This window comes from Acinetobacter yuyunsongii (assembly GCF_041021915.1).
In the GTDB taxonomy this organism is placed as follows: Bacteria; Pseudomonadota; Gammaproteobacteria; order Pseudomonadales; family Moraxellaceae; genus Acinetobacter.
Genome location: NZ_CP157435.1, coordinates 2,197,630 through 2,210,730 on the forward strand (window position 1 = coordinate 2,197,630; position 13,101 = coordinate 2,210,730).

The following is a 13,101-nucleotide window of genomic DNA, read 5'->3' on the forward strand; positions in this document are numbered from 1 at the left end:
GACTTAAGCAAAGAATTTCAAAATTAATTGAATTACTGTTGCATTAATTAAATCAACAAAGAACGCACCACAAAGCGGAACAATTAAAAATGCTTTATGTGATGGTCCATACATGTTGGTAATTGCTTGCATGTTAGCAACAGCTGTTGGCGTTGCTCCCATACCGAAACCACAGTGACCAGCAGCAAGAACTGCTGCATCATAATTTTTGCCCATGACGCGGAAAGTAATAAATGCTGCATACAACGCCATGGTAATAGTTTGTGCACCCAAAATTACAACCAGCGGGCCAGCCAAATCGGCTAATTGCCACAACTTTAATGACAACAATGCCATTGCTAAATAAAGTGACAAAGATGCATTACCAAACACATCGATTGCACGATCAAAAATATCAACTTTTAATACGCTTTCTAAAATATTACGCAGGATGACACCACCACCCAATGCCCATACAAAGGTGGGTAACTCAAACCATGTGCCTTTGCTATAACCTGTCATAAACTCAGCAAATGCTAGACACGCCGCAAACATACCCAATGTGGTAATCGCATTATCGGCCGTGATTAAACGCACTTGATGTGGATTTTCAAATGGTGCGAGTTCATCAGGGTGTTGATCTAAATGGGTATCACGATTCTTAATCGCAGTGGATGATTGCTCTTGAGCAAGGCTATAACGGTTGATTAATAGTTTTGCAAGTGGCCCACCAATGATGCCGCCGATAATCAAACCAAAAGTTGCACTTGCCATGCCTAGCGCTAATGCACCTTGAATTCCATGTTGGCTTTCAAGAATTTCACCCCATGCCCCTGCTGTACCGTGTCCACCTGTTAAAGTGATTGAACCTGCAATCAATCCGACCAAAGGATCAATACCTAAAAGCTTTGCGAGGCTCATGCCGACAGCATTTTGAACCACTATAAACGAAGCAACACAGACCAGAAAAATAACCAGCCCAAGTCCACCTTCTTTCAACTTCATAAAATTGGCACTCAGACCAATTGAAGCAAAGAAAATCAGCATAAAACTCGTTTGTAATTGGCTACTAAAAACAATGCTATAACCCCACATTGAATGTACCAATAACGAAACAACAGCTGCAACCAAGCCACCAGCTACAGGTTCAGGAATATTGTAACGACGCAAGAAATCAATTTGATTAACAAGGAAACGCCCTAACAGCAGCACAATGACGGCTGAAATCAGGGTATAAAAACCATTAAAAGTAAATTCCATATCTTCTTCCGTTTATTTTATTAGTCTTTTAGACGGTTTTTCCATCATGTAGCTAATAAAATAGTAACTCTCAAATTGAGTGAAAACTCAATCAACTTAATAAAAAGCATACAGTTCTTTGTAAGAACTCAACCAAATAAAGTGATTGGTTTCCACGGATGATTAGGTTTATAGGATTAGGCTAGAAGTTGTAGCGAGCCATTGCGCCTACACGGTTATCCTTACCTTTTAGACCATTAAAGGTTTTACGTTCGCCATAGATATATTCCAAACCAAACGTAATCGGAGTAACTGGTGAATACATGATGTTCCACCAACCTTGTTGTAAGGTTTTGTTCTGCGTTGTATCCGCAAATGCTTGTTGTGCAAACTGATTATTATCTTTTGCAAACATTGCACCATACGCTAAAGTACTACGCAATTTAGGGCTAACTTGATAAGTTGTACCAATGGTGAGTGCATCAAACTCATTCAGATTCAACTCAAAACTATTGGGATTTATATTAAAAGCACTATTGGTATAGAGCAAAAACTTACTATCACCTTTTACATGCGAATAATCGATCATCGCTTGTAAAGAATCAGTAAATTTATACTTAGTTCCTACCGCAATACCCCACCCTAGATCAGCATCATCAACTGTTAATTGATTATTATTCTTGTCGTAACTCGCTCTGCTACGCGCTTCTGTTACTAAAACACGGGCTGAAGCCGTAGCTTTGCCATCATCAAAATCATATTTTAACTTAGAGGTTAAAGCTGGCGCTCGGTTGTCGTCATTGCCTTTTTCTAAAGCAAGCATATAACTGGTGTCTGGATTAAATTTTCCGCTATAGCGAACCATCGGAGTACGATAAGTACCGCCCCCTAAAGGAGAATTGAAATCAATCATTTCTGGCTGTAAATCTGTCGCCAAGAACGTAGATGTGGTTTGACCAAATAACCAATTATTTAAAGTCATATACGCATGACGGATACGAATCGTATCGTTACTACTACCACCACGAAAATCAATTTCTAATTTCCCACCAACATCTGCTTCTTGAATGGGTGCTTTAAAATCTAGACCTAATCGCGTAACTGTTGCCGTACTATAAAAACGATCACTATTTTTTTCATTGCCTTCGAGATCAACTTTATTGATTCGGTTAAAAATAGCATCGCCGCCTTTTGCCTGATACGAGGCATCGCCACGTAAAAAACCGTATAGCTGTACTTGCGCACCCGAAGCAGAATTAAAACCCAAAGGCGATTTTTGAGCAGCGATCTGAGTATTAGATGAAATATTTTGAGTAGATACTGAAGCAACAGTAGTAGATCGCTGGGTATCGTACTGCGGTACATTATTTTTTTGTTTTGACTGAGGAACATATTGTTCCAATAAAGCTCTTAATTCTTTTACTTCCTCTCGAAGTTGTTGAATTTGTTCTTGTTCGCTAGCAGCCTGCGCATCGTTCATCATGAAGACAGCAATGGTAAACGCCAATCCCTGAACTATGAACGGCTTACGGATGAGAGGTAAACTCATGAGAAGCTCCTGTATTCGTGTATATTTCAACATTTTTCATAAGCATAAAATTGGGTAAATAAATATGCTTATCATAGAAAACTTCCCTCACCTTCTTGGTTAGAAAAGCCTAATCGATTTTTGAAAAGGGCGTATTATGCATAAATTTAGATTATTGTGTGTATTTTTTTATTCCAATCATCATAACGATTTCAGCGTGTATCAATAAATACTATTTCTATTTCATTGTGTTACAAATACATTTATTTTTCACATAAAGATAACAAATTAAAAAATTTTATGGATAATCTCATCTCGTTAATCTTTACTCGACTATTTTTTATTCAAATCTCAATCTACGACTAAAAACCCATCCTCAAATCTATCTTATTACTTTATAGTCTCATTACATGAGAAAGAGCCATAAGCTTAGGAACCTTAAGATGAACATGGAACAAATCCGTTATGTGGATGATGCGATTACAGCCCGTCATTCTGTACGTGCATTTTTAGATACACCTGTTGCAACAGAGACAATCAAGGATATTTTAAATGTTGCCGCTCGTGCGCCATCAGGTACAAACACTCAACCATGGAAAGTTTATGTGGTGACAGGCCAAAAACGCGCCGAGATGATTGAGCGAGTTTGTGCTGCTCAACAAGCACTTTTTCAACAACCAGAACTCGCTGAACAATATCAAGAAACTTTCGCCTACTACCCTGAAACATGGATTTCACCATTTATTGATCGTCGTCGTGAAAATGGTTGGGGACTGTATGGTTTGCTAGGTATTCAAAAAGGCGAAAAAGAAAAAATGGCGGCGCAACAATTGCGTAACTATCAATTGTTTGATGCGCCTGTCGCACTTTATTTTACAGTCAATAAAGCAATGGGAATTGGTTCAAAAATGGATATTTCCATGATGATCCAAAATGTAATGATTGCCGCAAAAGCACGTGGCTTAGATTCGTGCCCACAAGCCGCATGGAATCATTTTCATCCCATCGTTTTAGAGGTATTAGATGCCCCAGAAGATGAAGAATTAGTATGTACTGTTGCCTTAGGTTATGCTGATCCTGATCATATCGTAAATACCTTCATTACTCCCCGAGAACCCGTTGAAAACTTTACAGTATTTTTAGACCAGTAAATTGTTTAAATAACAGTATCTCTATGCAGAGGTACTGTTTTGTAGCTGTTTTCCAACTTTTAAAATTGCAAACAAACCTGCGCTAGTAAACATTAACATCATAATGCCCATATTGAGGCTCGCTTTCCATAACAAGAAATTTAAAATCACACCACCTAACAAACCACATGCAAACTGCATACTTCCCATAATCGCACTCGCAGTCCCAGCACGCGCACCCTGCTTAGACATCGCCAAAGCCATTGCATTAGGACCAGTTAATCCAATACCAGACACAACTAAAAAAAGACCAGACATTAATAACCACAATGGTGCATTCGCCATCAGCCCCGCACTGATGACAACAACTGCTCCAAAGCATTGAATCGACCCACCCAATCGTAACCGCTGAAAAATACCCATTCGAGTATTTAAGTGCTTATTGATTGAGGACATCAACATAATCCCAGCTGCATTAAATGCAAATGCATAAGAAAACTGTTGCTGAGACAGTCCGTACTGCCCCATAAAAACGGCTGAAGCAGAACTGATATAACAAAATAATGCTGCGCCAGTTAAACAACCTGCAAACATTGGCACTCTGAAGCTGTCATCTTTTAGAATTGCAGCATAAAGTGTAGTGACTTGATAAGTTGATAATTTTAAACGGCGTTCAATAGCTAATGATTCTTTAAAGAAGAAATGTATACACAACCAGCAGATCACACCAATCATTGCTAGCGTCAGAAAAATAGCCTGCCATGGGAAAAAAGTCAGAATCCATGCACCAAACATCGGGGCTAGAACAGGCGCAAGCCCCATTACGATCATCATGCTTGAAAAGGCTTGAGCTGAACCTTGCATGTCTAAGCGATCACGTATAGCTGCTCTCGCAATCACAACACCAACACAACCACCTAAAGCCTGAAAAATTCGTGCAGCAATCAAAGCCCATTCATTTGTCGTAAACGCACAAGCCAAACTTGCAATCACATAAAGGCTAAGCCCAAAATATAAGGGAGGCTTGCGCCCAATACGATCACTCACAGGTCCATAAATTAATTGACCTATGGCTAAACCCAAAAAGTAAGCAGGTAATGTATTTGCAATCATTTGGGTACTTACCCCAAACTCATTTGCCATTTGGGGCAATGCGGGTAAATACATATCAATTGACAATGGACCGAGTGCTGTCAACAAAGCAAGTAACAAAATCCATGCTGTTGAATACTGACGCTGATTCGATTGTTTTACCTGCATAATCCTCTACTTTTCAAGTTTATTTATTTTTCTAAGCTTAGCATCCTCACCATATTTGTGCATAATATTAGAGTCTGCTGATACCTGAAAAATGTTAACAGGCATGATCATAAATTGATTGCCGAATATAAAAGGACAACCATTGAATCCTTGGCTCGCACGTTTAAAACAAACCACCTATAACACCACGTTAATGTATAACGTGCGCATGCTGATTGCTTTCGCAGGAACAGCATTCGTTCCTTATCTTTTAAATTTTCAACTTGCGACGATTCCACTGACTTTAGGCGTTGTTGCGGCAGCAATTAGTGATATTGATGATCGCTTTTCTGTCCGTATTCAGAATCAGATTTATACCTATATTGGATTTTTTATCACAGCTGCATCGGTTCAATTGTTATTCCCCTACCCAATTATTTTTGCAGTTGGATTAATTGTTTCCTGTATTGGATGGATTTTATTAGGCTCTTTGGGGCGGCGTTATGCGACCATCGCTTACGGATGTTTAGTGATTTCTGTCTATACCATGCTCGGTGTACACTTATTTGAACAATGGTATTTACAACCAGCATTCTTAGTTTTGGGAGCCGCTTGGTATGGATTACTTTCAACAATCAGTTTCTTACTGTTCCCTGTACGAAAAGTACAAGACCAACTTTATGCATCCTATAATGCTTTAGGTAGTTTTTTATTTGCTAAATCAAACTTATTTGATGTGGACATGACTCCATCCAGTTATCAACAAAGTATGATTGATATTGCATTAGAAAATGGCAAATTGGTGGCGATTTTTAATGATATGCGAATGTCACTGTTAACCCGCTTAAAAGGTGACCGCGGTCAGAAAGATACACGTCGCAGTCTACAATACTATTTCGTTGCACAAGATATTCATGAACGTGCAGACTCCGCACATATTGATTATCAAAAGCTAGCGAAAGTATTTCAACACAGTGATATCTTATTTCGTTTTCAACGCATTCTCACGATTCAAGGTAAAGCCTGTCAGGATTTAGCCCAATCAATTTTAAGCCGTACCCCTTATGTGCATAACAAACGCTTTAAACACAGCTTTGAAAATTTAAGAGTTTCCTTAGACAAATTAAGAGAAGATGGACTTTACGATCAAGTTCGCATCAATGCATTATTTGCACTCTATCAAAATCTTAAATCGATTGATGCACAATTACAGAATTTAGAAACGGAAAGAAATCTGAAATTAATCAATGCACAACAAGCAGAAAATCAACTAAAAGATGATGATTTAAAAGGTTGGAATGATATTCTAGTCCGTGTTAAACAACATTTAACCCCTGAGTCTGTGTTATTTCGCCATGCGGTTAGACTTTCAATCGTGCTGTTTATTGGTTATGTCTTTATTCAAGTAACCCATATTGCTTACGGTTACTGGATTTTGCTCACAGCATTGTTTGTTTGCCAACCTAACTTTAATGCTACCAAACGCCGCTTATATTTGCGAATTATTGGAACCCTAATCGGTATTATCGTGGGGCTAACCATCATCTATTTTATTCCTTCGGTTGAAGGGCAACTGGTGATGTTAGTACTTAGTGGCGTATTATTTTTAGAACTTCGAAGTAAACAGTATGCTCAAGCAACAGCTTTTATTACGATCCTCGCTTTAATTAACTTTAATCTAGATGGTTCTGCATTTGCGGCAGGTTTCCCACGCTTTATTGATACCTTGATCGGCTGTGCCTTGGCGTGGTTTGGGGTCAGTTTCATTTGGCCAGATTGGAAATTCCGCAGGCTACCTCGCTCGATCCAACGTTCTTTACAAGCCCAATGTACCTACTTAGCAGAAGTAATTGAGCAATATCACCAAGGTCGTAATAATGCATTAAATTATCGTGTAGTTCGGCGCGCTGCACACAATACTGATGCAGAAGTTGCTTCTCTTATTTCCACGCTTGCCACAGAACCCAATATTGAATCTACTCAGAAAACTTTGGCTTTTGAGTTTCTATGCTTAAGTCATACTTTTTTAAGTTATATCGCTGCACTTGGAGCTCATCGCGAAAAAATTCAAGATCAAGAGGTTCTAGCCCTGCTGGATCAAGCATTAGATGATATTCAAGGTGCTCTGCTTAGAGATGAAGTCCCTGATTTATCTGCACAAAATATGATGCAAACCATACGAGAGCATTTAAATCGCAATGATGAAAACAATCAAAAATCTCTGATTATTTTACAGCAGCTTTCACTTATGCTTAGCATATTAACCCGTTTAAGTATGCTCAAACAAAGTCTCAGTCACGAACCGAACGAAGATGGCACTGAGTTTGCTTCTCTTTAATTTATCCGCCATTGGCATAATATCTTTGAATGCCAATTGGTGTTAAACTTAACTTAGTTCTAAACTCATTTTTTAAACTATGACCGCCAAAACGCTATACGCTTATACGCTACAACCTGTTCCTTACGAAGTCTCTGAAGCTGAACAACGTCAAGCTCAACTGATGATTTGGCGTAGTACCAATAAATTCAGTAAAAAAGCATGGATGATTATGATTGCACTTGTGGTGCTTTCATTGGTTTCAGCAGGACTGATTAAGTATTATTCAACCTACTCAACTGTATTGTGTTGGGTTGTGATCATTGCTGTGATCCTTTTTTATCTTGTGAAAAAATTTGGTCTTGAGTGGTACGTTAAACGCAAAATGACAGAGTTTCCAGTTCAAGAGATTAAAGGTCTTCGTTTAGGCGTACAACCCCATGGTATCGTGATGCGCCAGAAAGTTGGATTACAAGAAGGTACTGCGACCATTGGCTGGAAAGACATTTACGAATGGTACAACTCTCCAGAATTTATTTTAGTCAATTTCAAAGTAAAAACACCAAAAGGCGAACAACAACAAGGTGCTTACATCCTACCTAAGCGTATGGATTCTAAGAATTTCCCTTTTAACACGGTACGTAAACATTTAAATGAAGTTGTAGGCGCACCAAAATCAATTTAACGCCTATGATTCTAAAAACCTCTCGAAATGAGAGGTTTTTTCAACCCTATAAAAACAAATGAGAATCAAAATCAATATTACCTACAAAATCCATATTATGTTCGTATTCTTGAGTTATAATTTTTGACATAAATTTCATTATCTTTTCATTTTTGACCATGTCTAAAAAAGTCTTCTTCCAAATCCATTGGTTTTTAGGGATTACTGCAGGGCTTATACTTTCTTTAATGGGAGTAACCGGTGCAATTTATTCTTATGAACAGCAAATTTTAAAATGGCTCAACCAAGATAGCTATGTCGTTGAGGCTGCTCAAACACCAAAACTTAGCCCTGCCCAGTTATACCAACATTTCAATCAGCAACAACCCGAAATTGAAATTAACAGCATTACTATTGCTGCCGACCCAACAGCATCTTCTACCGTCAATATTAAAAAAGAAGGTGCGCGTCGTGGTTATAACATGATGGTCAATCCATATACAGCCGAAGTCTTACCTGACATTAAAGGTCGTGACACCTTACAATTTATTCAGCGTTTACATCGTAATTTAACCGCTGGGGAATTTGGAGCGCAAATCACAGGTGCTTCTACGCTGATGCTGATTTTCTTTGTATTGAGTGGCATCTATCTACGCTTTCCAAAGAAACATAGCATTAAACAATGGCTGTTTATTAAGCCAAAACTAAAAGGTCGTAATTTTATTTGGGACCTACATGCAGTGGTGGGAACTTGGGTCGTTGTGTTTTATCTACTGTTTGCTTGCACCGGCTTATATTGGTCTTATGACTGGTGGCGTGCAGGTATGTTCAAGGTCATGGGCGTTGAACAGCCACAACGTAATCAACAAAATAATGAACATGGCAAAGATAAACAACCTAAGCTGACAAACGCACAGCTTAATACTATCTTGACGCAAACATGGACTGGGGTAAATGCCCAGATTGGTCGTGAATACTCAAGTTTAACCCTGAATATTCCCAAAAATGCGGATGCTAAAGTTGAACTCTCTTTTGTCGATGCCATTCCTCAACATGAACGTGCACGTAACCAAGCGATTTATAACTATCAAGACAATAAATTTGAAAAATTTGAACTGTATGAAGACAAGAAGCTCAATGAAAAAATCATGAGCAGCATGCTGCCTGTGCATCGCGGCAGCTTCTTTGGTTCGACTTATCAATTTATTGCCATGCTGGCATCATTGGCCATGCCTCTGTTCTTTGTAACGGGTTGGATGTTGTATCTAAAACGTCGCAAGCAGAAAAAGCTGACCCAAGCGGCACGTCAATCACTCAACGCACAGCAGGTTGATCCAAATGCCAAGCCTTGGCTGATCACTTATGCGACGCAAACAGGTGTAGCTGAACAACTAGCATGGCGTACTGCGACCACCTTGCAGGAAGCGCAACAACCAACGACGGTTAAACCGGTTCAGCAACTGACTGAACAAGACCTACAACAAGCATCACAGGTTTTATTTGTAATCAGCACATATGGCACAGGTGAAGCACCTGATCTTGCAACAAGTTTTAGCAAAAAACTGATGCAACAAAAGCTAGAGTTAGCTCATATGCAATACGCAGTGCTTGCACTAGGATCAAGAGAATATCCTGACAGCTATTGCAGCTTTGGTTATGCCGTTGATGCATGGTTAAAACAATGCAAGGCACAACCATTATTTGACTTGATCGAAGTAGATAATGCCAATAGCAATGATATTCAACGCTGGAATCAAGCGCTTTCGGTGGTGACTAAGCATGAACTACATGCCATGAATATAGAGAAAGTGTTTGACCAGTGGACTCTCTCTGATCGCACATTGCTCAACCCTAATAGCTTAGGACAGGCAGCCTATAATATTGAACTTCGTTCCGCTTCTGATATAACTTGGCATGCTGGCGATATTGCAGAAATTCAGCCTGCCAATTGCTTAACCGACATTCAGGATTTCTTAATCAAGTATCAGATTCCAACACACAGTGTCGTTGAATCATTGAACCAAGAGATTGAACAGCTCCTGTGGAATAGAAACCTACGAGTTGAGATTCAGCCATTTAGTACACTTGAAAATTTACTCGAACAACTACCCACCCTACCTACACGTGAATATTCGATTGCCAGTATTCCTTCGCAACAACGCCTAAGACTGGTGGTTCGTCAAAAACGTGATGAACAGAATCAACTTGGTCTTGGCTCAGGTTGGCTCACTGAATCTTCACCATTGCAACATAGCATTGCCCTGCGTATTCGGACCAATGAGTCCTTCCATCTGATTGACGATAACCGTCCAATTATCTGTATTGGTAATGGCACAGGCATTGCAGGCTTGATGAGTTTATTACAGCAACGTAATCGACAAAACTATACAGCCAATTGGCTGATCTTCGGTGAACGTCAACGCGAACATGATTTCTTTTATCAAGAAACCATTCAAGCGTGGTTGAATATGGGAAGCTTGCAACGTTTGGACCTCGCCTTCTCTCGTGATCAAGAACAACGCATCTATGTACAAGATATTTTGCGAAGCAATGCTGATGAACTGATCACATGGATTGATCAAGGTGCGGTGATTTATGTCTGCGGCAGCATCGAAGGCATGGCTTCAGGAGTCGATCAAGCTTTGACAGATATTCTCAGCGAAGAAAAACTAGATGAATTAAGACAAGCTGGACGTTATCGTCGAGACGTTTATTAAACCCTTTTGATATCTAAAAACGAGTGCCAGCCACTCGTTTTTTTCATCGAAACATAAGAGAATTTGCCTTTCTTAGAATTTTGCATACACTGAGCACGATTCAAATTGACTACAATTAAGATTATGCAAATAAGTTCATGGGTTCGTCTTGTTTTAGCCCTTATCGGTTCAGTTCTGTTCTTAGATGGCGCTATTCTAATCGCCTTTAAAAAGATTCATATTGGAACAGTACTACCGCTACTACTTGGGCTATTTTTTTGCCTCTATGCTTATTTCTATTATCATATCGAACGTTTCTTCTTCTATCATTTTCGTCTACATTCAATTTGGCGCTTCGGCTGGTTGTGCTTTTGGATTTGGGTCGTTAGCTTAGGCTATTTCTTTAATTACATTTCAGACAATAATACCAAAACTCAAAATATCCCTACGGTTAAAGCCATTATTGTGTTAGGCAGTGGCGTTGAAAATGGACAACCTTCTGCCACATTGGCGAAACGCTTAGACCGTGCTGCCCCTGTAGCTTTAGCACAACCTCATGCCAAATTAGTCATGACAGGTGGTATTGATTTTGGTGAAACTGATAGTGAAGCGATTGTCATGTCACGTTATGTACAGCAGCACTATCATATTCCTGCCTCACAGATCATCTTGGAAGATAAAAGCACGAGTACGGAGCTGAATCTTAGAAATAGCCAACACTTATTACAGACACAACAGATTGACATCCATCAACCGATCGCTATTGTAACCAGCGATTTCCACACATTACGCGCCGCCGCCATTGCAAAGAAACAAGGCTATCGTAATATCATTATGCTTGGCGCAACGACACCAGTGACCACACGCTATAATGCATGGTTGAGAGAATACTTTGCTTATGCCAGCGGTTGGCTTCTGAATGAATATTGATTGGGGTTGCCCCCCAATCAATTTATCTCATTTAATTGTGTAGACGAATATCTCTAGGCAAAGGTAACTTTAACTCAGCAAATACATCTGGTCGTTGTAAATAAATTTGGTAAAGGAAATTTTTTACATCCAATAAAAAAGTATCAGGTGAAACCAATAGATTGTTACCCTCTGGGGTAAGGTCTAAAGATAGAATCGTATTATTTTCTTTTAAAAAAGGAATCATCTTTTCAATGAAAACCCACAGTGATACTTCCTGAATCTCGTATTTAGCCCAATTATCTTTAATCAATAATTTTGCCAAACCTTTATTTTGCCAAATCGATAATGCGTGTTGACCAGATGGGGTTGAACATAAGGCCCACCCATCATGATAAAGCGCAATAACTTGCCTTTGTATAATAATATTTTGAATAAATTGACGATAAATATCTTTTGGTGAGGAACTAGAATTTGTTGTTTGTGATTTCGACGCAGCCTTGCGTTGATATGGATTTTTCATAAAATAGTTCAATATTAGAATCATTATTGACGCTAATAATAAAACAATTCTATATAAATTACAAGGATTTGAACTAGAAGAGATATTATGGTGGGCGCTGACGGGATCGAACCGCCGACATTCTGCTTGTAAGGCAGACGCTCTACCAACTGAGCTAAGCGCCCTGAGCGAGAGTAAACTCGTATCAGAGATCAAGTATAAGTATACTTGTTAAAACAAACATTCTCAAAAAAGGTATTAAGAGAATGGCGCAGCGGACGGGGCTCGAACCCGCGACCCTCGGCGTGACAGGCCGATATTCTAACCAACTGAACTACCGCTGCACTGCTTACTTCTATTAAGAAGTATATGTCACTAATTATGGTGGGCGCTGACGGGATCGAACCGCCGACATTCTGCTTGTAAGGCAGACGCTCTACCAACTGAGCTAAGCGCCCTGAGCGAGGTAACAAATTTAAAGCAATGCTCTAAATATTGTTTAAGTATCAAAGAATATAAACTCTAATTTACTTAACTCTATCTATTCTTGCAATCTTAAAGTGGCGCAGCGGACGGGGCTCGAACCCGCGACCCTCGGCGTGACAGGCCGATATTCTAACCAACTGAACTACCGCTGCACAATAATCTTGCAATTATAGGGTAAAACGATATTAAAACTTAAGTGGCGCAGCGGACGGGGCTCGAACCCGCGACCCTCGGCGTGACAGGCCGATATTCTAACCAACTGAACTACCGCTGCACTTGAGTTTTAACGTAAAGGCTTGGTGGGCGCTGACGGGATCGAACCGCCGACATTCTGCTTGTAAGGCAGACGCTCTACCAACTGAGCTAAGCGCCCTTAACGTCTTCATCGTTTGTGAGGTGCATTATAGAGAAT

9 protein-coding genes and 6 tRNA genes are annotated in these 13,101 nt (G+C 39.6%); 5 read left to right on the plus strand and 10 right to left on the minus strand.

Annotated elements, in window-relative coordinates; all coding sequences use genetic code 11:
- Nucleotides 1-3: 3 nt before the first annotated feature.
- Both gltS and ABLB98_RS10510 read right to left on the minus strand, forming a co-directional pair.
- Nucleotides 4-1,239, minus strand: a complete 1,236-nt coding sequence (gene gltS / locus ABLB98_RS10505; protein ID WP_348882264.1) for a sodium/glutamate symporter — start codon at nt 1,237-1,239, stop codon at nt 4-6.
- A gap of 181 nt (nt 1,240-1,420) precedes the next feature.
- On the minus strand, nt 1,421-2,767 hold the full coding sequence (locus ABLB98_RS10510; protein WP_348882265.1) for a DcaP family trimeric outer membrane transporter: 1,347 nt from the start codon (nt 2,765-2,767) through the stop codon (nt 1,421-1,423).
- 422 nt (nt 2,768-3,189) lie between these two features.
- Here ABLB98_RS10510 and ABLB98_RS10515 point away from each other — a divergent pair, with 422 nt between their 5' ends.
- Nucleotides 3,190-3,897: a nitroreductase gene (locus ABLB98_RS10515; RefSeq protein WP_348882266.1), complete on the plus strand. Its 708-nt coding sequence runs from the start codon at nt 3,190-3,192 to the stop codon at nt 3,895-3,897.
- Nucleotides 3,898-3,918: 21 nt separating this feature from the next.
- Here the strand turns inward: ABLB98_RS10515 and ABLB98_RS10520 are convergent, their stop codons facing one another.
- The gene (locus tag ABLB98_RS10520; RefSeq protein WP_348882267.1) at nt 3,919-5,136 is read right to left on the minus strand and encodes a multidrug effflux MFS transporter; all 1,218 of its coding nucleotides are present in this window, start codon (nt 5,134-5,136) and stop codon (nt 3,919-3,921) included.
- A gap of 142 nt (nt 5,137-5,278) precedes the next feature.
- On the opposite strand from ABLB98_RS10520, the gene yccS reads away from it, so the two are divergent.
- The 4 genes from yccS (at nt 5,279) to ABLB98_RS10540 (ending at nt 11,722) form a co-directional block, all read left to right on the plus strand.
- Complete coding sequence (gene yccS, locus ABLB98_RS10525) at nt 5,279-7,453, plus strand: YccS family putative transporter (RefSeq protein WP_348882268.1); 2,175 nt, start codon at nt 5,279-5,281, stop codon at nt 7,451-7,453.
- Between the two features lie 79 nt (nt 7,454-7,532).
- On the plus strand, nt 7,533-8,117 hold the full coding sequence (locus tag ABLB98_RS10530) for a YcxB family protein (protein ID WP_005161985.1): 585 nt from the start codon (nt 7,533-7,535) through the stop codon (nt 8,115-8,117).
- A 158-nt stretch (nt 8,118-8,275) separates the two neighbouring features.
- Nucleotides 8,276-10,813 carry a sulfite reductase flavoprotein subunit alpha gene (locus ABLB98_RS10535; RefSeq protein WP_348882269.1) on the plus strand — a complete coding sequence of 846 codons (2,538 nt, stop codon included), beginning with the start codon at nt 8,276-8,278 and terminating at the stop codon, nt 10,811-10,813.
- A gap of 123 nt (nt 10,814-10,936) precedes the next feature.
- Nucleotides 10,937-11,722, plus strand: a complete 786-nt coding sequence (locus ABLB98_RS10540; protein ID WP_348882270.1) for a YdcF family protein — start codon at nt 10,937-10,939, stop codon at nt 11,720-11,722.
- A gap of 31 nt (nt 11,723-11,753) precedes the next feature.
- Here the strand turns inward: ABLB98_RS10540 and ABLB98_RS10545 are convergent, their stop codons facing one another.
- The 7 genes from ABLB98_RS10545 to ABLB98_RS10575 form a co-directional block, all read right to left on the minus strand.
- Nucleotides 11,754-12,224: a DUF2750 domain-containing protein gene (locus ABLB98_RS10545; protein ID WP_005161994.1), complete on the minus strand. Its 471-nt coding sequence runs from the start codon at nt 12,222-12,224 to the stop codon at nt 11,754-11,756.
- 88 nt (nt 12,225-12,312) lie between these two features.
- Nucleotides 12,313-12,388, minus strand: a tRNA-Val gene (locus ABLB98_RS10550).
- An 82-nt stretch (nt 12,389-12,470) separates the two neighbouring features.
- A tRNA-Asp gene (locus ABLB98_RS10555) sits at nt 12,471-12,547 on the minus strand.
- Nucleotides 12,548-12,585: 38 nt separating this feature from the next.
- Nucleotides 12,586-12,661, minus strand: a tRNA-Val gene (locus ABLB98_RS10560).
- A 103-nt stretch (nt 12,662-12,764) separates the two neighbouring features.
- A tRNA-Asp gene (locus tag ABLB98_RS10565) sits at nt 12,765-12,841 on the minus strand.
- A gap of 45 nt (nt 12,842-12,886) precedes the next feature.
- Nucleotides 12,887-12,963: transfer RNA gene (locus ABLB98_RS10570), tRNA-Asp, on the minus strand.
- Nucleotides 12,964-12,986: 23 nt separating this feature from the next.
- Nucleotides 12,987-13,062: transfer RNA gene (locus ABLB98_RS10575), tRNA-Val, on the minus strand.
- Between the last annotated feature and the right edge of the window lie 39 nt (nt 13,063-13,101).

What these genes read in the sequence shown, in the direction of transcription:
- gltS (WP_348882264.1), bottom strand. Translation starts at nt 1,239, where the DNA reads ATGGAATTTACTTTTAATGGTTTTTATACCCTGATTTCAGCCGTCATT.
- ABLB98_RS10510 (WP_348882265.1), bottom strand. Translation starts at nt 2,767, where the DNA reads ATGAGTTTACCTCTCATCCGTAAGCCGTTCATAGTTCAGGGATTGGCG.
- ABLB98_RS10515 (WP_348882266.1), top strand. Translation starts at nt 3,190, where the DNA reads ATGAACATGGAACAAATCCGTTATGTGGATGATGCGATTACAGCCCGT.
- ABLB98_RS10520 (WP_348882267.1), bottom strand. Translation starts at nt 5,136, where the DNA reads ATGCAGGTAAAACAATCGAATCAGCGTCAGTATTCAACAGCATGGATT.
- ABLB98_RS10530 (WP_005161985.1), top strand. Translation starts at nt 7,533, where the DNA reads ATGACCGCCAAAACGCTATACGCTTATACGCTACAACCTGTTCCTTAC.
- ABLB98_RS10535 (WP_348882269.1), top strand. Translation starts at nt 8,276, where the DNA reads ATGTCTAAAAAAGTCTTCTTCCAAATCCATTGGTTTTTAGGGATTACT.
- ABLB98_RS10540 (WP_348882270.1), top strand. Translation starts at nt 10,937, where the DNA reads ATGCAAATAAGTTCATGGGTTCGTCTTGTTTTAGCCCTTATCGGTTCA.
- ABLB98_RS10545 (WP_005161994.1), bottom strand. Translation starts at nt 12,224, where the DNA reads ATGAAAAATCCATATCAACGCAAGGCTGCGTCGAAATCACAAACAACA.